Here is a 20,444-nt window from a genome sequence, read left to right as displayed (position 1 = left end):
TCCCTTTCATGGTATACTGAGAGGGTAGGCCTGATTTTTATTAGGCATAAAAGGAGGACAAGTATGACTTATTATCGTGTAGCCCGTATTGTGAATACCTTCGGGATTCGGGGTCAACTCAAATTAATTGCCGATACTGACTTTCCAGAGGAGCGCTTTGCAAGTGGCAAGACCCTCTATATTCTGAAGGATTTGAATTCCCAACCGCTAGCCAGTGTTCAAGTTGCTAAGGCGGCCATCCATAAGGGGACATGGCTCATTAGTTTTGTTGATTACGACAATATTAACCAGGTCGAAGGCTTCAAGGGCTGCTGGCTGGCCATTGACGAGAGTGAGCAAGAGGAGCTAGAAGAGGATAGCTACTACCATCATCAACTCTTGGGCTTGGAGGTTGTCACCCTAGAAGGTAAGACTCTTGGGAAGATTAAGGAAATTCTTCAGCTAGGTTCTAATGATGTCTTTGTGGTTCAACGCAATATTCCCAAGGCCAAAGACGCCTTAATTCCTTTTATTGGCGATGTGGTCAAAACCGTTGACCTGGAGGCCGGACAGGTTAAGGTTGAACTAATGGAAGGGCTGATTGACGATGAAGCTTGATGTCTTGACCCTCTTCCCTGAGATGTTTGAGCCAATGCACCATTCTCTGATGGGGCAAGCTCAAGCCAAGGGGCTGATTGATTTCCAGACCCATAACTTCCGGGACTTTGCGGTGAATAAACATGGCCATGTGGATGATTATCCCTTTGGCGGAGGGGCAGGTATGTTGTTACGAGTGGATCCCATTGTTCATATGCTAGAACATATCGCACCCAAGGAAAATGCCCGCATTATTCTGATGGATCCAACCGGGGTGCCATTTAGTCAGAGTTTGGCCCAGGAATGGTCTCAGGCGGAGCAGTTGGTCTTTATTTGTGGTCACTACGAGGGCTTTGACGAGCGGGTGCGGTCTTTTGTAACCGATGAAGTTTCACTGGGGGACTATGTCTTAACCAATGGGGAACTGCCGGCCATGATTATGATCGATGCTACCGTGCGCCTGATTCCTGAAGTCTTAGGCAATGCGGAGTCCATTGTGGGCGAGTCCCACCAACGGTCACTCTTAGAGCATCCTCAATATACCCGTCCACGAGATTTTCGTGGCATGGAGGTGCCAGAGGTACTCTTCAGTGGCCATCATGATAAGATTCGCCAGTGGCAGGGCAAGGAAGCTATTCGCCGGACTTTGGAGCGCCGTCCAGACCTTCTAGAGCAGGCCGATTTGTCCAAAGAAGAATGCAAGTGGCTAGCTGAAATTCAAGCCGAAAAAAATGTCAATTAGGCTTTACAAATAGGCAGAGTTTGGTATAATACTAGAAGTGGTGAAAAACCGCAGATATCACAATATTCCGCTGGCTACGCCCTAGGGCTAGTTATGAGTGTTAGTCGAGAGGAGAAAAAAACATGAGTAAAGTGATTGAAAAAATTACCTCAGCTCAATTACGTAGCGATATTCCTGAGTTCCGCCCTGGTGACACTGTACGTGTACACGCTAAGGTTGTCGAAGGTTCACGCGAACGTATCCAAATCTTCGAAGGGTTAGTAATCAAGCGTCGCGGTGCTGGCATCAGCGAAACTTACACAGTTCGTAAAATTTCGAACGGTGTAGGGGTTGAACGTACTTTCCCAGTACACACTCCACGTGTTGCTAAAATCGAAGTTGTTCGTAAAGGTCGCGTACGTCGTGCTAAGCTCTACTACATCCGTGCCTTGTCTGGTAAGGCTGCACGTATCAAAGAAAGAGGCCGCTAACATACCGAAGCAAGAAAAGAACCATCAATCGTCTTTGGACGGTTGGGGTTCTTTTTTTTGTTTACTTGAAGCTTATGAAGTGAAGTCGCTAGGTGAGTAAAGGAGCATTGTCACTATCCAATTAGATACTAGCTTATATTATCAATAGTAACTTTTGTTAGATGAATAAGAATGACATTTTTTTGTCTAGTCCTTTTTAGGGTTAAAGTCGCTAAAATATCTTTGAATCTTGTCTTTATTTTATGTTCATGCCAGCCTAATAAGTGACGTTGAGACGCTAAGATTGGCATTTATAAATAGACATCTCCATTTATTTATTAATAGTTGGAACAAAAAATTGTTCCATGAGATTGTTAGTATTCAAATGATAGATATTATTTTGACGCTACCAAAAATAGAATTTAGGTATTTTGTATATGCCAATGCAATTTTAGATGGCATAAAGTTTCTGTCAAAAATCAGACAACGTTTACAAAGTCGATTATGAGAGGAAAGTGAGGATAAAGTAAGGTTGTGATGAAATCACCAAAAAAGTAGGGAAATTTGTTACGGAAGGATTACTTTTTGGTAACGACCCTCTACCAAAATGAGATAACCTTTGACCTACATTTATAGAATGATATAATAGGGCCGACCTTAGGGTAGGGTCTATCAAGGTGCTTAAAGATAAGCAACTAAGATTTTATTTTGTAATTCCGTCTTATAACTGACAAATTCATTTCTATTTATATTGTGATGATTATAGGCGGTTTCGGCAATTACAAGGAGACGCTGCCACAAAAGAAATTCGAGGGGTAAGAAACAATCATGAACATACTTGTAACTGGAAACACGCGGTACCTGACGCGAGAATTTATCCAAGAAGCCTTTCCCGACATGCGTGTCATTATTTTGGGAGCCTGCGACCTAAAATCTTCCTATCGCCAACGTTTGACGGTGCTATCTCCTGATAATAAGGACTGGGCCTTGGAGGAGATTTTTGACACCTATGATATTGACCAGGTAGTCTTCTTCTCAAACTTCCTAACCTTACATTCTCAGGAAGTTGGGGAAGGGGAATCACTTCAACAGTTACTAACAGCTTGTAAAACCCATAAAATTCAGCGCTTTTGTTATTTGGAAGGTCCGCAAGCTGGCTATCAAGATAAGCAACAGGGCACCCAATTGGCGCAAAGCTATGAGCAACTCTGTTTGTTCGAAGGGCATGACCATGGAGTAGCAGTCAAAGTCATTCGCCTGCTACATCTCTATGCAGACCATTTATTACCTGACTATTTGGATCGGATCTTTAGCCAATGGGCTGCCGGTAAGCCTGCACGTTTCAAAGAAAATCGAGAGAGTGACTTTCTCTTCTTACATATTCATGATTTGGCTAGCTTATTGCATAAGGTTTTGGATGATTGGACGGATGAATCAGAACTCTTACTGGTGCCAAATAGCTTCAAATTGACCTATCAAGATTTAGCCTTAAGTATGCATCACTTACAGCCCAAGGTACCAATCAGCTTTACCAAAGGTAATTTGCAGCAAGTTGATGCTAGCCAGGTGACGGAACCTTCACTACGGACACGCTATGGTTGGTTCCCTCAGTTGAATCCACTTGAAGACTGGCAAGGGATTTTAAAAGAATCCTACCTAGGTAAGGTCAATACGTCTATCTTTGCTTGGTGGCAGGACTTGAAGACCTGGATGGGACTTCATCCAACCCTTGTTCGTATTCTAGAATTGTTGCTTTTATTTGGGCTGTCAGAAATCTTCGCGCTCTTATTAAGTAACCAACAACAGTTCCGAGTGATTGATGTCCGCTTGCTTTTCATTGTGATGATGGCCATGACGGGCGGTATATCGATGGGCTTATTAGCAGCTAGTTTATCCTCTATTGGCTTGCTCTATGTCTACATCACTTCAGGAAATAACTGGATTACCGTATTCTACGACCCACTCAACTGGGTGCCTTTTGTAGTCTATTTGGTAACAGGGGCCATGGTAGGACGCTTACGGGCAGAAGCCTTACAGGACAAAGCAGTCTTATCCAGAGAGAACCAGCTGCTGCGGGATAAAGGACATCTAGTTCGCCATCTCTATCGCGATATGCTACTTGAAAAATCCAGTTTGAAAAAGCAAATTATGGGGCGACGGGATTCCTATGGCCGTCTATATAGTTGGGTGGAGCGACTTAACCAAGCAACACCGGAAGCGGTACTTAAGGTAGCTCAAGAACTACTAGTAGAATTAGTAGATCCAATGGCTTTAGTCTTCTATCAAGTAACAGGTGCCAACCAATTAGCTGCAGTTCCTGGCCTGAGTCAGACCTTGACGACCCCGCTCTTAGATGGGGCACTGGGTCAATTGGCAGAGCCATTAATGTCGGGGGAGCTTTGGCTTAATCGACAACTAGATCCTAATTTGCCACATTATGTTGCTGGATTACGCTACCGTAGTCAGTTAGTCATTGTCATCGGTTTACAAGAAGGCCAGTTAGATCCGATGGATTTGGCTCATTATAACCAACTCCGTGTCATCTTTGGTTTAATCGAAATAGCTTTCCAACACGCCTTGGAAGTGAATGGTCGCTAACCGATGACAACTAGCAAGAAAGAAAAGAAGGGGAAACCATTATGCTACCGACCTTAATTTTGCTTGTCTTATTACTAGGACACGGCATCCTAGCTTACGGCCTCTATCGGCAGATGCTGGCCCGCAAGGTTACTTTACATCCAATTTTATGGCTACCGATTCTTTTGATGCCATACATAGGCCCATTATCGGTTGCCTTAGTCTACTGGCGCATGTATAGTCGTGAAGGCTTCCAGTCTATTGTGGTGAGTCAGCAGGAAGCAAGCGCTCAGGATATGGACGAGCAGCTATCGGATGAAGAAGACCAAGCACCGATTTCTCTACAATCATCTGAGGATGTGCGCTTATGGGTGCCAATTGAAGAAGCACTTTTACTCAATGATTCAGCTATCAAGCGCGAATTGACCATGAGTATGCTCAAGGACCAACCAAGCAATGTCGTCGCTTTGTTGCAGCAAGCGCGTATGAATGAAGACGTGGAAGTAGTCCATTATGCGACAGTTATGCTAGCCGAGTTACATAAGGAATATGATTTAAAGATACAAGAACTTAAGCAAGAATTGCTTAAGCAGCCGGATGATATTGACATTTTGGAGAAGCTCTGTCTAGCTCTAGAAGACTATTTGGCATCTGGCCTAGTAGCTGGAAAGTTTGCTGAGAGCTCACGACGCCAATACATTGATTTATTGCGACGTAAAGTGGCGATTAGCCATGAATTAAAGGACTATCTTCGGTTAGGCGGTCAGTATCTAGCGCTAGGAGAAGGACAGCGCCTGCGCCAAATCTTGGATTACTGCCAAGTTCAATGGCCAATGGAAGAAGCTTATCGTGTCTTTCAGTTTCAGGCCTTGGTCGCTCAAGGTGATCGATTAGGTTTGCAGCAATTCTACCAAGATATTGAGACACGACAAGTCTATTTGTCACGCCATAATCGCCAAATCATTGACGCTTGGCGACTTCAAGCATAGGGGGGATTGCATGAAAAAATGGCAACAATTTAGATATAGAGGCCTAGTTTTAGTCTTTATTGGCTTTTTGGTCTTGGCTATAGCTTTGTTTATTGAACGCCAAGGGATTGGCTATCAAGTCCAAAAACAACCCTTTACTTACTTGACGGGGCCAGTTGTGACAGCAGATCAAGCCCAAGCCCAAGTGCCGGTTAATACACTGGTTGTGACGGATAGTCGCGATCCATCTAGTAACTTAGCCAAGGAGCAATTCCAACAAATTCTTAAGGACATGAAGGTCGGCTACAAGCAGATTGATATTGCCAAGGATTCTTTTCCGGATTTGTCTGGCTACGAGAAGGTCGTGATGTTGATTTCCCAGTTAGATGATCTAGATGATGAGCTCGTAGCTTTACGAGACTGGGTAGAGGCAGGAGGCTATGCTCAATTTGCCTTGACCCTTCAAAAATCTAGTCGCCTGTCCTTAATTGAACAGGCGCTTGGGATTGAACAGTCTCAAGCTGACCATGGACTGGTAGACAAGTTTTACGTAGAACCAGACTTCATGATTGGCGGTGGCCGAGAGTATGTGATTGAGGAACCCTTTGACTCAGCGCTTAAGGTGGACCTGTCGGACAAGGCTAAGGTTCTTGTCAGTCGCAAGGAAGGTCAGGGGCTCTTACCTCTGATTTGGGAACATCGTTATGGTAAAGGCAAATTTGTGATTGATAACTTTGGAATCTATAACAAGGTGACTCGGGGACTTTATGCGGCTTCTTTTAGCCTTTTAGGCAAGGTTTCAAGTTATCCAGTTATTAACGGATCGGCCTTCTATCTGGATGACTTTCCAGCGCCAGTACCGAGTGGTGATGGTAAGTACGTCAAGCGGGACTATAATCTCAATGTGGCGGACTTCTACACCAATATTTGGTGGGTAGACATGCTAAGTTTTGTTGATAAATACGGGATTAAGTATACCGGCGCAACGATTGAAAACTACGAAGATGACACTTCTGGCCAAGTTCATGACCAGGAAGATATTGCCCGCTTCGTTTATTTTGGGAATATGTTGCTGCGTTCAGGTGGTGAAATTGGGTATCATGGTTATAACCACCAACCTCTTTCACCTAAGAGCTTAGACTATAAAGGAGTTTACTCTTATCATACCTGGGATAAATCCGCTATGATATCGGCCATGAAGGAATTAGTTCGCTTTAATGAACAACTCTTCCCTAATGTGGAAAAATCGGTCTATGTTCCACCTTCCAATGTTTTGTCACCGGAAGGTCGAGCAGTATTGACCCACGAGATACCGGAAGTTAAAACCATTGCCAGTACTTATTTCCCCGGGGATTTCGCCTACGCGCAAGAATTTGAATGGGCTGCCGATGGTATGGTAGAACAGCCTCGTGTTATTTCGGGTGGGATAATTGATGATTTTATGCAGCTAGCGGCTTTCTCTGAGCTTAATCTGCATTTCGTTAATAGTCACTTTATCCATCCGGATGATCCTTTGGACACTGATCGAGGGGCTGAACTAGGCTGGGGTACTCTCAAGAAGAACTTGGAACACTATATTAGTTGGCTCAAGGAATCAGCACCAAGTCTACGTGACCTCACAGGCTCACAGTTATCTGGGGCAGTACAGCGTTATGCGGCTTTAGCACCTAAGCAAGAGGTGACTTCTACTGGTATCCAATGGACTTTTGAGCATTTCTATGATGAGGTTTATCTCTTTGTGCGTATCAATGAAGGTCAAGTGGGAAGTCATGTAAATGGTGGAACCCTGACGCATTTAACGGGGGATCTCTATCTCTTGAAAGCAACGCAAGCCAAAGTCACCATGGACTGGAGTGAGGAATAAGGATGAGAATTTGTTTGATTTTAGAAGGAAGCTATCCTTATGTCCATGGTGGGGTCTCAACTTGGATGCATCAATATATCCAAAATATGCCTCAACACGAATTTGTCCTCTGGGTGATTGGGGCTAAGTCCAAATCAAAAGGACAATTTGTCTACCAGTTACCAGATAATGTGGTTGAAGTCCATGAAGTATTCCTAGATGATGCGCTACATGTGGCGCCAAGTAAGCGACTCTTTGATTATCATTTTACGGCCTCTGAACTGGACGCCCTAAGACAGGTCATGGAGACAGGTCGGCCTGATTGGCAGGTGCTTTGCCAGCTCTATCAGGATAAGAAACTGAACCCTGTTGACTTCCTCCAGAGTGAGAATTTCCTTGAGATGATGGTGGAAATGGTTCAGCAGCAATATGCCTATAACGCTTTTGCTGAAGTGTTCCATACCATTCGCTCGATGCTTTTGCCTGTCTTCTATCTCTTAGGCCAGTCTGTTCCTCAGGCAGATGTCTATCATGCTATTTCAACTGGCTATAGTGGAATTTTGGCGCTTTTAGGCCAATATCGCTACGATAAGCCTATCTTGTTGAGTGAGCACGGTATCTATACCCGGGAGCGAGAGGAAGAAATCATCCGCTCTAGCTGGGTGTTACCAAGTATGAAGGAACACTGGATTAAGTTTTTCTACATGTTATCGGATATTATTTACAGTCGTGCCCAAATCATCTCTTGCCTTTTCACCCAAGCGCGTTTGACTCAAATTGAGATTGGATGTGATCCAGCACGTTGCCGTGTGGTAGAGAATGGGATTGATGTCCAACGCTTTGCTTCTGTTCCTGCCAAGATTCCAGATGGTGTGGTAGATATTGGAGCGGTTGTGCGTCTGGCACCTATTAAGGATATTAAGACCATGCTTTATGCCTTCTACGAGTTAAGTAACCGGCTTGATAATGTTCGCCTCCATATTATGGGTGGCGTGGATGATGAGGAATATGCCCAAGAATGCTATGACTTGGTTAAGCAAATGCAATTGGATAATGTGATTTTTACGGGTCGGGTGGACATAGTTTCCTATATGGAAAACTTAGACTTTACCATTCTGACCAGCATCTCGGAGGCTCAGCCTTTATCAGTCTTAGAGTCACTGGCATCAGGTCGTCCTTGTGTGACAACCGATGTGGGTTGCTGTCGGGAACTGTTAGAAGGCGGACCTGGTGATGACTTAGGAATAGCGGGCTATATTGTGCCGCCAACTTATCAAAAGGGTTTGGCGGATGCCATGGAAGCCATGTGTCGTTCGCAAGAAGATCGACTCAAAATGGGCGCCATTGGGCGGGAACGTGTTCAACGTTATTATCAATATGACCGTATGCTCAAGGGTTATTTGGCCATGTATGAGGAGGTGAGTGCCTAATGGCAGGGATTGGATTTGAACTACGTAAGGTCTTTGACCAAAAAGGCCTCTTCTCACGTGCCAAAGCCTATGGCTATACGGGCGTAATCTATGCTGGCCCCATGGTCCTTGGGGGAACCTTAATCTTTGGGATTTCTTATTTGGCAGGTTATGTGGGCCTCAATCGTTTAGATCGAGATTTCTTGACTAGTATGATTACTTACGCTATCTTAGCTTCTCTGACAGTCAATTCTTTCTTCTCTTATGCAGTGACGCGTTTTGCCTCGGATATGCTTTATGAAGAGAAAGAAGCTTATATTATTCCATCTTTTTGGGGCTCTTCGGCTACTATGATTGGAATAGGGGCCTTATTATATACGCCATTTCTCATATTTTCTGGCTTAACGCCTGTTCAGTTAGTCTTGAATTTGATCTTATTTATGGAATTGATTTTTGTCTGGAATGGGGTCCAGTATCTGACCGCCCTCAAAGATTATAAGTCCATTCTCTTAGCCTTTTTGGCAGCAAGTGTCCTGACATTCTTGGTAGGTTGGTGCCTCTTAGCCATTAAGTTTCCAGCCTTAACGGCGCTCTTGCTGAGTGTCTGCGTGGGTTATGGGTTTATGTTTCTGGGGATTGTCTACTTGCTGGCACGTTATTTCCCTTTGGATTTGGATATGCTAAAGGAGTCCTTCCTTTTCTTCAAATGGATGGACAAGTTCTTCGACTTGACCTTGATTGGTTTCTTCTTGCATATCGGGATTTTTGGCCACATCTTTGTGGTCTGGTTTGGTCCCTGGGGGAGCCGTGTCAAAGGTCTCTTCTATGCCTCTCAAGTCTATGATGTGCCGGTACTCTTGGCTTTCCTAACAATTTTAGTAACGACCATCAACTTCGCCTTAGCAACCGAGGTCCATTTCTATCCTAAATATCAGCGTTACTATGGACTTTTCAATGAGAAAGGGACGCTTGCTGATATTAAGGAAGCAGAAGTTGAGATGATTACGGTTATGATTCGAGAACTCCTTGCCTTGGCTTGGAAGCAATTGTTCGTAACGGTCCTAGCCATTTCTGCTGGGAATGCGCTCTTGGATGTCCTACCACTAGGGATTAATGACCTCATGCGAGGCTACTTCCGGATTCTGTGTGTTGGCTATGGAATCTATGCCATTGCCAATGTCCTCTTGTCCATGCTCTTGTACTTTACGGACTATCAAGGAGCCTTGATGGCTGCTACTAGTTTCGCTATTGCCTCGCCAGTCTTTACCATGGCCTCGCAATTCTTCAATCGTGCTTTTCTAGGTTTTGGCTTTTTAGTAGCCGCAAGTATTTTCTTCTTGCTGGCTCTTTGGCGTCTCGACCGCTTTACTAAGAAGTTAATGTACTATACACTTAGTGCCCAGCCGATGACCTTAATAACACATGAAGGCTTATTCAGTCGACTTTATGATTATCTGAAAGGGGTGGGCGCTCGTGCCACCAAAAAATCCTAAACTTGCGGGGCTTCTGGTGATGATTCTAGCGACGTGTGTCCTAGGAGCCTGTAGTCAAGAAGAAACTAGCACATCATCCTCGGTCAGTCAGGAGAATACTGTCGAATTTGCCGAAAGTAACTATCATTTGCGAGATAAGGACTTGCTTTATCAAGAAGACCCTCAGTCGGTTAAGACCCTCTACCTGACCATTAAGTCAGGCGTCGAGTCAGAAAATACCAACCACACCTGGGAAGAAATCAATACTTATTCTGCTTATGATTACGAGAAATGGGGCGTGCCACGTTATCAAGTGGCGGCCATCTTACAGGCAGGGGATGACTCGGGTCCCTTGGCAGGTCAGGTGGGTTACAATGAAACAGTACCGAATGCGACGGTCCAGGTTCGGGGTCAGACTTCCAGCCGTAACCAACAGAAAAACTACAAGATTAAGCTTAAGAAGAATAAGGGGAGCTGGCAAGGACAGCGGACCCTCAATCTTAATAAGCACCAAACTGATGGCCTGCGTTTTCGTAACAAGTTGGCTTATGACTTGATTCGTGGCATTCCTCAAATCATGGGTTTACGGACACAATTTGTTCATCTCTATGTTAAGGATGAAAATGGTTCTGAGCCAGATAAATTTGTGGATTATGGCCTCTATACCCAAGTGGAACAGCTCAATGGGGCTGGCCTAAAGGCACATGGTCTGGATAGTAATGCCCAACTCTATAAGGTCAACTTCTTTGAATTTCTGCCTTATGAAGAGGTCATTAAACCAGAAAATGATCCAGACTTCGATAAGCAAGCCTTTGAGAAGTTGCTAGAAATTAAGGGTGATCACGATCATCGTAAATTGATTGAGATGTTACAGGCAGTCAATGATTTGGACCAACCCATTGAGCAGACCTTGGATACTTACTTTGATCGAGAAAATTTGACCTACTGGTTGGCCTTCCAGATTTTAATTGGTAACACCGATACTCAGAGTCGGAATGTCTATCTCTATAGCCCGCAGAACAGTCAGCGTTGGTATTTTATCCCCTGGGATCATGATTCTGCCTTCTTCAAGAAGGAATATGAGATTGAGCAGTTTGCGGGTAAGACTTCCTGGGAGTCTGGTATCAGCAACTATTGGGGGAACCGTCTTTTCCAACGCGCCCTTAAGTCTGAAACATTCCGAAAGGAATTAGATGATGCCATTCAAGATTTGAGAAGCAAGTTGACGCCTGACTATCTGAGTCAAGAAGTAGCCAAGTATCAGGCGACCGTCCAGCCATATGTAACCAAGGAACCTGATAGCACGCACCTAGGTTTGACGCCTAGCCAATATGAGGAAGTAGCAGCGGCAATTCCGCAAGAAATTGAGAGCAACTATCAGGACTATCTGGACAGCCTTAAGAAGCCAATGCCGTTCTTTATCGGGATTCCTGAGAAGGACGAGAATGGCAAACTTAAAGTCCGTTGGGATGCGGCTTATGATTTGAAGGGGCAAAAGATAACCTATAAGGTTGAAGTAGCCAAAGACTTCGAATTCAAAGACGTCATCCATACAGAGGAAGGCTTAACTCTTCCTGAGACAGTCCTAGACATGCCGGAAAAAGGGCACTATTTTGCTCGTGTGACAGCTACTAATGAAGCTGGGGAGAGCCGCGATGCCTTCGACTACTATGTCACAGAAGCGGGTAAACACTTCGGCGTTAAGAGTTTCTTCATTCAGTCTGATGGGAAGATTAGTGAGGATGTTTATGAAGAATAAGTTTTTAAGCTCCCTGTGGGGGCAGTCTCAAAACTTGACTTGGCAAGAAGAAATTCAAGCCTCTGGAGAGACTTATCGACATGAGAACAAGTATCTGATTTCCTATCATGATCAGGACAGTTTGCGACGTCGTCTGTCGCCTGTTTTGGCCTTGGACAAGCATGTCAAGGGCGACGGCTATACTATTCGCAGTCTCTATTTTGATGATTACTGGCAATCTGCCTACGAAGAAAAAGATGCCGGGGTTCTGATGCGGAAGAAGTATCGGATTCGTATCTATAACTTTCAGGACCACTATATTCGGCTTGAACGTAAGAAGAAATTCGGCGCCTATATCTATAAGGAAAGTGCGCCGCTGACACGGGCCCAGGTAGAGGATATTTTGCTAGGCCACTATGATTTTCTTAAGCAAAGTCCTCATTCCCTAGCGCGTGAGTTCTATATCGAGTGCGTGACCAATATGATGCGTCCGCGCGTCATTGTGGACTACGAACGAGAGCCTTGGATTCTAGATGCTGGGACGGTGCGGGTAACCTTCGATACAGATGTGCGTGCGGCGGTTGGTTCCTTTGATATTTTTGACGCTAAGTTGCCCACCTTGCCGGTCTTGCCGCCTGACAAGTTAATTCTAGAAGTCAAATATACGGAACTTATGCCACAAATCGTGCGTCAGTTGGTGCCGACTGGAGCCTTGGAGTATACGGCAGTCTCTAAATACGTGCTCTGCTATGAAAAGACAGCCTATAAACATGGCTTCAATTATTGGTTCGACCATGAGCATTTCTAATTTGGTCGATGAAGGAGGGGTTTGAATGAATACTAGCGTCCAAGACGTTATTAAACGTTCATTTATCGAAACGCAGCGTTTTGCTGCTGAAAACTTGCCCAAACTGATTGGCTCGCTCTTGCTGGCTTTCGTTATGGGCTGCATTATCTACTTTGTCTATCGTCGCTTTTATACTGGCGTGGTTTTCTCGCGTAGCTTCGCGGTGACACTGGTTGGGATGACGGTGCTGACTTGTATGGTGACTCTAGCTATTTCGACCAACGTGGTTATTTCCTTGGGGATGGTCGGGGCCCTGTCTATTGTGCGTTATCGGACGGCAGTAAAGGACCCCATGGACTTGCTCTATCTCTTTTGGGCTATTACCTCGGGTATTACGCTAGGGGCTGGTATGTTTGTGCTGTCGGTCTGTGCGGCCTTGATTGTGATTCTCATGATTGTAGTTTTCTATTTCCGTCAGGAGTCTGGCAAGGTCTACATTGCAGTCATTCACTACAAAGGCCTAGAAACAGGGGATGCCATTGTGCAAGCCTTTGGTAAAATGAGATTCTTCATCAAGTCTCGCACCATGCGCAAAGACGGCAGTATCGAAGCCGCTATTGAGGTATTCTGTAAGTCACAAAATGATTTCCTCTTTATGGAGAAAATCCAAGCCCTTGAGGACGTGGAAGATATAACCTTAATTCAGTACAATGGCGAGTATCATGGCTAGTCGCTTAAAAGCTAGCTAGCAACTAGGAGGGAGCATATGCGACAACATTTTCTAAGCTGGGTGGCCATGGTGTCTTTGCTAGTGGTCAGTCTGACCCAAGCCAGTCGAGTGAATGCCCAAGACCAAGTTTTGCGAGAGGCTAGCTTTGACTGGCAAGATCCTGAATCAGGCAACCCCCTCATGGGCTATGCCCTCCAGGCTGAAAAATCCCAAGTAGAGGCTGATGTGCAGCTCCTCTATGTGGATGTGACTTGGAAGGAGCTGGAACCAGAGGAAGGCAAGTTTGATTTTGAGGCCATTGAGAAGGCCAATCAGTTTGACCGTTGGCGCAAAGAAGGCAAGCATCTGGTTTTGCGCTTTGTACTGGATATGCCTGGCCAAGACCGCCATCAGGATATTCCAGATTGGCTCTACCAACGTATTAAGGGCGCCGGTGACTGGTATCAAACCGATTATGGCCAAGGCTTTTCGCCAGACTATAGTCAAGAGGCCCTGATTAAAGCCCATGATAAGGCGGTGGCTGCCATGGGGCAGCGTTGGGGGCAGGATGGCTTTGTCTCCTTCATTGAGTTGGGCAGTGTCGGCCACTGGGGCGAGTGGCATGTCAACTATGAAAAGGGACTCAAAAGGTTACCGTCTGAAGACATTCTGGAAGGTTACGTGGCGCCTTGGCGCACGGCTTTTCCTAAGACCCAGATTCTCATGCGCCGGCCTTTTAAATGGGGTCAGACCTATCAATTGGGGCTCTATAATGACATGGTCGGGGAAGCCCTCAATACCAGCCAGTGGCTTGACTGGATTAGACGTGGGGGCGTCTATGACCAGACTCAAAATAAGAGCTTGCTTGCCATGCCACAGGCTTGGAAGACCGTCGCTATTGGTGGCGAAATGACCAGCGCCCACTCTATGGAAGACTTGATGGGGTCAAGACTCAAAGAAGTCTTGAAGCATGTCAAAGCCTCGCATATGACCTTTATTGGGCCCAAGGCGCCCAAAGCTGATTTAGGCCGGACAGCCTATCAGCAAATACTCAGCCAACTAGGTTATCAAATCTATGTCTCTCAGGCTCAGCTAGAGCAAAAAGGGCAAGAGCAGACTATGACCTTGACCTTTGAAAATAAGGGGGCTGCGCCTTTCTACTATGACTGGCCGGTATACCTCTATCTTCAAGATAATCAGGGTAAAGAGCTTAAAAAGATTGAAGTGCCGCTGACCTTGTCTCAGCTAGTGCCCGGGCGCCAAGAGAAGGTGAGTGTGGCCTTAAAACTATCGACCCAAGAAAGTTCTCAGGCAGGGCATTATCAATACAGCCTAGGCATTGTGGACCCTATGACTGGTAAGGATGCCCTGCGTTTGGCTATGCCAGGCTATGATGCCCAAGCAGGTCGGACGGTTCTTTTCCCTGCCCAATAGGATAAGCAAGTCGCTTGGCTGCGACGGAGGCCTGAGCTATAATAGAGGGGAATTTGCCAGACTATCAGGAGGAAATGCTATGTCAGCCAAGATTACCATGCCCTTGGACAAAGCTAGGGTGATTGTCAAGAGAATTCAAGCCCTATATCCGGACGCCCATTGCGAACTCATCCATGACAATGTCTTTCAATTATTGATTGCGGTCATGTTGAGTGCCCAAGCCACCGACGTCTCGGTCAATAAGGTGACGCCGGCCTTGTTTGAACGCTTTCCTACACCGGAAGCCTTCTTGCAAGCTTCGCCTAAGGAAATAGAGCCCTATATCCAAACCATTGGCCTATATCGCAATAAGGCCAAGTTTATCTATCAATGCTGCGAGCAGTTGATGCAGCGCTATGGTGGGGAAGTGCCTAGAACCCGCAAGGAGCTCATGGACTTGGCAGGGGTTGGTCGTAAGACTGCCAATGTGGTCTTGGCTGTAGGTTTTGGCATTCCGGCCTTGGCGGTAGATACCCATGTGGATCGGGTGGCCAAACGTTTAGGTTTTGTGCCAGCCAATGCCACTCCTTTGGAGGTAGAAGAAGCCTTGATGGAAATTATCCCCAAGGAAGATTGGGCTCAGGCTCACCATGCTATTCTCTTTTTCGGCCGCTACTACAGTACCGCTAAGAATCCTAAGCCCATTGATTTTCTCTTTGAAGGCTTAGAATAATCAATAAAATCAGTCAAGACCCTGGCAGTTGGAGTACCTTCCAATTGCCAGGGTCTTTTGAATGAAAAAAACTCCCATTATATCCTATATGATATAATGGGAGTGGATATGCTTTATTTTTTGCGTGGTTGGTAGTGATAGTTAGGATCTAGTTGATGATCTAATTTGGCAAATTCTTCAGCCAATTGGGCATCGATTTGAGCTAACTTGTCCTTGTCGTACTTGACACCTTCTTGGTAAGGAATTGGGGCACCAAAGGCAATTTTACAACGACGGCGCAAGAAGAATTGCTTGAAGCCGATAGGTGGTTGGATGGCACAAGGCACGATAGCTTGTTTGCTGAGTTTTTGGATGAAGGCTGTCCCACCCTTAATCTCAGTAGTATGACGAGAGCCTGAAGGGAAGATTCCTAGAATCTTGCCATCTTCATTCATAATCTTAACCGCATGTTTGATAGTGCTGGTTGAGGGTTTGTCGCGATTGACGGGGAAGACATTGACCTTACGGAAGAGCCAGCCCAGTGGCTTGAACTTGAAGAGACTTTCCTTGGCCATAAAGGCAATCTGATGAGGATAGGTCTCAAAGGCTACAAACAAGGGATCAGTCAAGGACCGGTGGGTTGCGGCAATAATGTAGGGTTGATCCTTAGGTAGATTCTCTAATCCTTGGACCACTTCACGGCCATTGATTAGGCGGAAAATGAAGCGGATAAAAGTTAATAAGAAATTATATAGCATAAGTAGCTCCTTCACTCAATATATGTTACTATCATCATATCAAGTCATGGAGCGAAACTCAAGTGAGGAAGTGAGTGAGATGAAAAAATACCCTCTAGTTTTGGGGCTCTTGGCCCTAATTTCTCTAGGTGCAAGTAATCAGCTAGTGCAGGCAGCCCACCAGGCTGACTATGAAGTACTGGCCCAATATGAGCGAGATGACCGTTGGTTTACCCAAGGTTTGGAAGTAAGTCCTGAGGGCCAATTGCTTATGTCGACAGGCCAATACGGCGATTCTGTTGTAGGCGTCTTGAATTTGGAGACGGGCCAGCTAGAAGTTAAGGATCGACTAGACCGCCAAGTCTTTGGTGAGGGGCTAACCCAAACGCCGGATGCGGTCTGGCAGATTACTTACAAAGAGGGTCTAGCCTACAAACGAGACCCTAAGACCCTGGCCATTTTGGAGACCTTTCACTATGAGGGGGAAGGCTGGGGCCTGGCCTATGATGCCAGTCGCGACAGTCTCTGGATGACCAATGGTTCTACAAAATTGCAGGAACGAGATGCTAAAAACTTTGAGCTCAAGCGCGAGGTGACGGTGACGGACCAAGGTAAGCCTGTTAAATGGCTCAATGAATTAGAATTCGTCGATGGCAAGCTCTACGGCAATATTTGGCAGAGCCCTTTTATAGTGAAATTGGACCCTGAGACGGGCGTCATTGAGAGTCAGTATGATTTTACGTCACTGATTAAGGAACATAAACTAGAAGCTCAGTTGACACCGGGTGGTAAACCTGATGTGCTTAATGGCATCGCCCATATTGAAGGGGACCGCTTCTATGTGACCGGCAAGTACTATCCCTATGTCTTTGAAGTACGCTTAAAATAAGGAGGCCCCCTATGACCAACGTGACAGATTTAAAAGCTAGCCTGCGGCAAGCTACCCTAGCAGCCCTTAAGTCCATGCCTGCTACTAGTCGCCAGCAATTAACGGATGATTTATGGCAACAGTTTTTGGCTTTATTTGCGGACGAAGGCTATCAGCGCATTGGCCTCTATTATGGCGTAGGAGAAGAAGTGCCCACAGCCAAGTGGCTAGACCCTTTGGTAGACTTAGGCTATCAAGTTTTCTTGCCGCGCATGATGCCTAAGCGAGCCTTGGATTTCTGTTTGTATCAGGGACAGGAGAGTTTGGAACAAGTTTTTCGTGGCATCTACCAACCTAGTCAGGCGGAGCCAGCAGTGGATCTAGCTAGCTTAGATCTCTTGGTGGTGCCGGGTCTAGCCTTCCGGGAGGATGGCCAGCGGATTGGCTTCGGTGGTGGCTACTATGATCGCCTCTTGGCTCAGATCGAGACGCCAACGCTGAGCCTGGTCTTACCATGTCAATATTATGACCAGTCGGCTTGGCAGGCAGAGGTACATGATCAGGCAGTGGGACGTTTATTGTTAGCGCGCTCATTGAATCAGCCCTAGGCGAAAAGCCAAAAATAAGGTATAATAATTGGGAACGATTTAGAGGACGGAGGGTATTATGGAAATCAAACGAACCTGGCGCCGAATTCAACGCGGCCCTTGGGTGACCTACCTCTTTTTATTGGTGTGTGTCGCCATGTTTATTGGCACCTTTGGGTTAACCCGAACTGGACTAGACTGGGGCAGCGCCTTGCTTCTACTGGGAGCTAAATATAATATTGCGATTGTTCTTAGGAATGAATGGTGGCGGCTAGTGGCGGCTGTCTTCTTGCACGCTGACTTGCAACATATCGCCTTGAACAGTGTCTCTTTCTATTTCTTAGGTCAAGAATTAGAGCCTCTGATGGGCAAATGGCGCTTCTTGCTACTAAGTTTAGGGGCGGGGATTGGCGGCAACATTGTCTCCTTTGCCTTTTCTAATTATAATAGTGTCTCAATCGGGGCTAGTGGGGCTGTTTTTGGACTCTTTGCTAGTTATCTGGCCTTATCTTATCTCTACCCGGATTCTTACAGTCTGAGTGCAAGAGCCCAGAACTATGCGGCCTTAATCGTGATTAACTTAGTCTTTTCCTTCCTGTCACCAGGCATTGACTTTTTTGGCCATTTAGGTGGCGCCTTCTATGGGGTTGGCTTGACTTATGTCTTGCAACTGCCACATTCTTTCCGCCGCACATGGTGGCATCGCCTCTTGGCCCTGCTAGTTATTCTGGCTATCAGCGCCGGCCTGATTTATTTTGGAATTGTTAGATTCAATAATAGCCTTATCTATCGCTAGGAGTGAGATTTATGTCAAAGAAAATTTTAGGTATTGATTTAGGCGGGACATCCGTCAAGTTTGCGATTATTTCCTCAGAAGGGGAAATTCAGGAAAAATGGACCATTGGGACCAACATCCTTGAGGATGGCAAGCACATCGTGCCTTCCATTATCCAGTCCATTCAGGAACATATGGAGCGTTATGGCCTTACTAAAGAAGATTTCTTAGGGATTGGCATGGGCTCACCGGGTAAGGTGGACGCAGAAGCTGGGACGGTAATTGGGGCTTTCAACCTTAACTGGCGGACCCTACAGCGCCTGAAAGATGCCTTCGAAGCAGCCTTGGATATGCCTTTCTTCCTTGATAATGATGCCAACGTGGCAGCCTTAGGCGAACAGTGGAAAGGGGCCGGTAATGGCGAAGCCAATGTGGTCATGTTTACCCTGGGAACAGGTGTTGGGGGCGGTATCGTCTCTGGCGGCCAAATGGTGCGCGGGGCTAACGGGGCAGCTGGCGAAGTCGGCCATATCACCGTTGAAACAACGGACCCAATTCCATGTACCTGCGGTAAGCCAGGTTGCTTGGAGACAGTCGCTTCAGCCACTGGTATTGTCAACCTAGCCCGTAAATTTGCTGAAGAATATGCAGGTGATTCACCAATTAAGGCAGCCGTTGATAATGGCGACGAGCTCTCTTCTAAATTAATTTTCGACGCAGCCAAGGATGGCGATTTCTTCGCTAACCATATTGTGGATATGTTCGCCCGCTATTTAGGTTTGGCATGTTCTCATGTGGCCAATACCCTCAACCCTTCTAAGATTGTGATAGGTGGCGGGGTATCCGCAGCCGGTACCTTCCTCTTGGACAAAATCCAAGTATTTTTCAATCAATATGTTTTCCCGCCAATTAAAGACACCACTCAGCTTGTCTTGGCAGAGTTAGGGAACGATGCTGGGGTTATCGGGGCAGCCCAATTAGTACGTCTTGCCCTAAATAAGGACTAGGAGTAGAAGCATGCAAATTCTGAATTTTATTACCGTTGTTTTATTAAGTATTATTGTGATTTACACCCTCTATTATGGCATCTTGTGGGGAATGGGGCGTTATGCTGCCAAAGCCATTAAGCAGGAAGACCTGATTGCAGCAGGGCGTAAGGGACAATTAATCGATGTTCGTGAAGCGGCTGAGTTTGAGGCTCGGCATATCTTAGGGGCGCGGAATATCCCAAGTTCTCAATTCAAGATGCGCTTCAAGGAAATCCGTAAGGACCAAGCGGTCTACCTAGTAGACGAGGCTTTCGGGACCGCCCAACGTGCGGCTTTTCGTCTCAAACGCAATGGCTATAATGACATTTACATCCTTAAGGGTGGGATGACTGAGTGGACAGGTAAGGTTAAGACCGCCAAAGGAAAGTAGGCGACTAGCATGCGAATTCTTTGTTTTGGTGACAGCAATACCTGGGGCCTCAATCCCCTTAATGCCAGTCGTCACCCCAAGCGCTGGACCCGTGTCTTAGCAGCTTTGCGGCCAGAGGATGAAATTATCGAAGAAGGGCTCAATGGCCGAACGGTCAATAGCCCCGACCATAAGAATCCTGAGCGACACGGCATGACGGCCTTGCCAATGGTCATGCAATCCCATGCTCCGCTGGATCAGGTAGTCATCATGTTGGGAACCAATGAGTTCAAACGTCATTTTGGCAAATGCGCCAATCAGATTGCCTTAGGTATTGGGGAAATGATTAAGTACATTCAGAATCCTGCTAACTGGGGTCATCAGGCTCCACCCAAAATTTTGGTGGTATCTCCTATCGTGGTGGGGCGTGGCCTTATGAATCATCCCGAATTCCTATACCAGGAAATTGATGAGTATGGCGTTATGCAATCAGAATACCTAGCCAATATCTTGGAAAGAATTTGTGACCAGTACGGCGTGGCCTTCTTAGATGCTAAAACCGTGGCCCAACCTTCCAATATCGACTTCGTTCACATGGACGAGGAAAATCATCAAGCTTTAGGACAAGCTATTGCAGCCAAATTGGCAACATTATAAAGAAGAGAGAAGCTTCTTCCCTAGATT

The 20,444-nt window shown here is 46.0% G+C and carries 20 protein-coding genes; 19 read left to right on the top strand and 1 reads right to left on the bottom strand.

All coding sequences use genetic code 11. The annotated features are described in order from the left end of the window. Window positions 1-63: 63 nt before the first annotated feature. From rimM to nth, 13 genes are all read left to right on the top strand, one after another. A complete protein-coding gene (gene rimM / locus GCWU000182_RS00360) occupies window positions 64-597 on the top strand; it encodes a ribosome maturation factor RimM (protein ID WP_023390734.1) in 534 nt (177 codons plus the stop codon). Further along, window positions 587-1,318, top strand: coding sequence for a tRNA (guanosine(37)-N1)-methyltransferase TrmD (gene trmD / locus GCWU000182_RS00355; RefSeq protein ID WP_023390733.1), 732 nt, complete (start codon window positions 587-589; stop codon window positions 1,316-1,318). The genes rimM and trmD overlap by 11 nt, the downstream gene beginning before the upstream one ends. A 122-nt stretch (window positions 1,319-1,440) precedes the next feature. Further along, a complete protein-coding gene (gene rplS / locus GCWU000182_RS00350; RefSeq protein WP_023390732.1) occupies window positions 1,441-1,788 on the top strand; it encodes a 50S ribosomal protein L19 in 348 nt (115 codons plus the stop codon). A gap of 807 nt (window positions 1,789-2,595) precedes the next feature. Beyond that, the gene (locus GCWU000182_RS00345; RefSeq protein WP_023390731.1) at window positions 2,596-4,365 is read left to right on the top strand and encodes a hypothetical protein; all 1,770 of its coding nucleotides are present in this window, start codon (window positions 2,596-2,598) and stop codon (window positions 4,363-4,365) included. A 41-nt stretch (window positions 4,366-4,406) separates the two neighbouring features. Next, the gene (locus GCWU000182_RS00340; RefSeq protein WP_023390730.1) at window positions 4,407-5,333 is read left to right on the top strand and encodes a hypothetical protein; all 927 of its coding nucleotides are present in this window, start codon (window positions 4,407-4,409) and stop codon (window positions 5,331-5,333) included. Window positions 5,334-5,343: 10 nt separating this feature from the next. Then, the gene (locus GCWU000182_RS00335) at window positions 5,344-7,176 is read left to right on the top strand and encodes a DUF2194 domain-containing protein (protein ID WP_023390729.1); all 1,833 of its coding nucleotides are present in this window, start codon (window positions 5,344-5,346) and stop codon (window positions 7,174-7,176) included. Between the two features lie 2 nt (window positions 7,177-7,178). Further along, window positions 7,179-8,585: a GT4 family glycosyltransferase PelF gene (pelF, locus tag GCWU000182_RS00330; RefSeq protein ID WP_035363796.1), complete on the top strand. Its 1,407-nt coding sequence runs from the start codon at window positions 7,179-7,181 to the stop codon at window positions 8,583-8,585. Then, entirely contained in the window at window positions 8,585-10,057 is a 1,473-nt protein-coding gene (gene pelG, locus GCWU000182_RS00325; protein WP_023390727.1) for an exopolysaccharide Pel transporter PelG, read from the top strand. The genes pelF and pelG overlap by 1 nt, the downstream gene beginning before the upstream one ends. Window positions 10,058-10,076: 19 nt before the next feature. Continuing rightward, the gene (locus GCWU000182_RS00320; RefSeq protein WP_035364350.1) at window positions 10,077-11,795 is read left to right on the top strand and encodes a CotH kinase family protein; all 1,719 of its coding nucleotides are present in this window, start codon (window positions 10,077-10,079) and stop codon (window positions 11,793-11,795) included. 52 nt (window positions 11,796-11,847) lie between these two features. Continuing rightward, entirely contained in the window at window positions 11,848-12,582 is a 735-nt protein-coding gene (locus tag GCWU000182_RS00315; RefSeq protein WP_035364348.1) for a polyphosphate polymerase domain-containing protein, read from the top strand. A gap of 25 nt (window positions 12,583-12,607) precedes the next feature. Further along, window positions 12,608-13,291 carry a DUF4956 domain-containing protein gene (locus tag GCWU000182_RS00310; protein WP_023390724.1) on the top strand — a complete coding sequence of 228 codons (684 nt, stop codon included), beginning with the start codon at window positions 12,608-12,610 and terminating at the stop codon, window positions 13,289-13,291. A 36-nt stretch (window positions 13,292-13,327) separates the two neighbouring features. After that, the gene (locus tag GCWU000182_RS00305; protein ID WP_023390723.1) at window positions 13,328-14,704 is read left to right on the top strand and encodes a DUF4832 domain-containing protein; all 1,377 of its coding nucleotides are present in this window, start codon (window positions 13,328-13,330) and stop codon (window positions 14,702-14,704) included. Between the two features lie 79 nt (window positions 14,705-14,783). Next, window positions 14,784-15,416 carry an endonuclease III gene (nth, locus tag GCWU000182_RS00300; protein WP_023390722.1) on the top strand — a complete coding sequence of 211 codons (633 nt, stop codon included), beginning with the start codon at window positions 14,784-14,786 and terminating at the stop codon, window positions 15,414-15,416. Between the two features lie 113 nt (window positions 15,417-15,529). Here the strand turns inward: nth and GCWU000182_RS00295 are convergent, their stop codons facing one another. Further along, the gene (locus GCWU000182_RS00295; protein ID WP_035363794.1) at window positions 15,530-16,153 is read right to left on the bottom strand and encodes a lysophospholipid acyltransferase family protein; all 624 of its coding nucleotides are present in this window, start codon (window positions 16,151-16,153) and stop codon (window positions 15,530-15,532) included. Between the two features lie 79 nt (window positions 16,154-16,232). Here GCWU000182_RS00295 and GCWU000182_RS00290 point away from each other — a divergent pair, with 79 nt between their 5' ends. The 6 genes from GCWU000182_RS00290 to GCWU000182_RS00265 are packed head-to-tail and all read left to right on the top strand — an operon-like array spanning window position 16,233 to window position 20,417. Then, window positions 16,233-17,021 (top strand): glutaminyl-peptide cyclotransferase, encoded by a 789-nt coding sequence (locus GCWU000182_RS00290; RefSeq protein WP_035363792.1) that lies wholly within the window; start codon window positions 16,233-16,235, stop codon window positions 17,019-17,021. A gap of 11 nt (window positions 17,022-17,032) precedes the next feature. Continuing rightward, window positions 17,033-17,608: a 5-formyltetrahydrofolate cyclo-ligase gene (locus GCWU000182_RS00285; protein WP_023390719.1), complete on the top strand. Its 576-nt coding sequence runs from the start codon at window positions 17,033-17,035 to the stop codon at window positions 17,606-17,608. 58 nt (window positions 17,609-17,666) lie between these two features. After that, complete coding sequence (locus tag GCWU000182_RS00280) at window positions 17,667-18,383, top strand: rhomboid family intramembrane serine protease (protein ID WP_023390718.1); 717 nt, start codon at window positions 17,667-17,669, stop codon at window positions 18,381-18,383. Window positions 18,384-18,394: 11 nt separating this feature from the next. Continuing rightward, a complete protein-coding gene (locus tag GCWU000182_RS00275) occupies window positions 18,395-19,369 on the top strand; it encodes an ROK family glucokinase (RefSeq protein ID WP_023390717.1) in 975 nt (324 codons plus the stop codon). 10 nt (window positions 19,370-19,379) lie between these two features. Continuing rightward, a complete protein-coding gene (locus tag GCWU000182_RS00270; RefSeq protein WP_023390716.1) occupies window positions 19,380-19,781 on the top strand; it encodes a rhodanese-like domain-containing protein in 402 nt (133 codons plus the stop codon). A 9-nt stretch (window positions 19,782-19,790) separates the two neighbouring features. After that, entirely contained in the window at window positions 19,791-20,417 is a 627-nt protein-coding gene (locus GCWU000182_RS00265) for an SGNH/GDSL hydrolase family protein (protein ID WP_023390715.1), read from the top strand. Window positions 20,418-20,444: the final 27 nt, after the last annotated feature.

Origin of the sequence: Abiotrophia defectiva ATCC 49176, from assembly GCF_000160075.2 — a bacterium.
Taxonomy (GTDB): domain Bacteria; phylum Bacillota; class Bacilli; order Lactobacillales; family Aerococcaceae; genus Abiotrophia; species Abiotrophia defectiva.
This window is presented reverse-complemented; position numbering and strand designations above follow the sequence as displayed.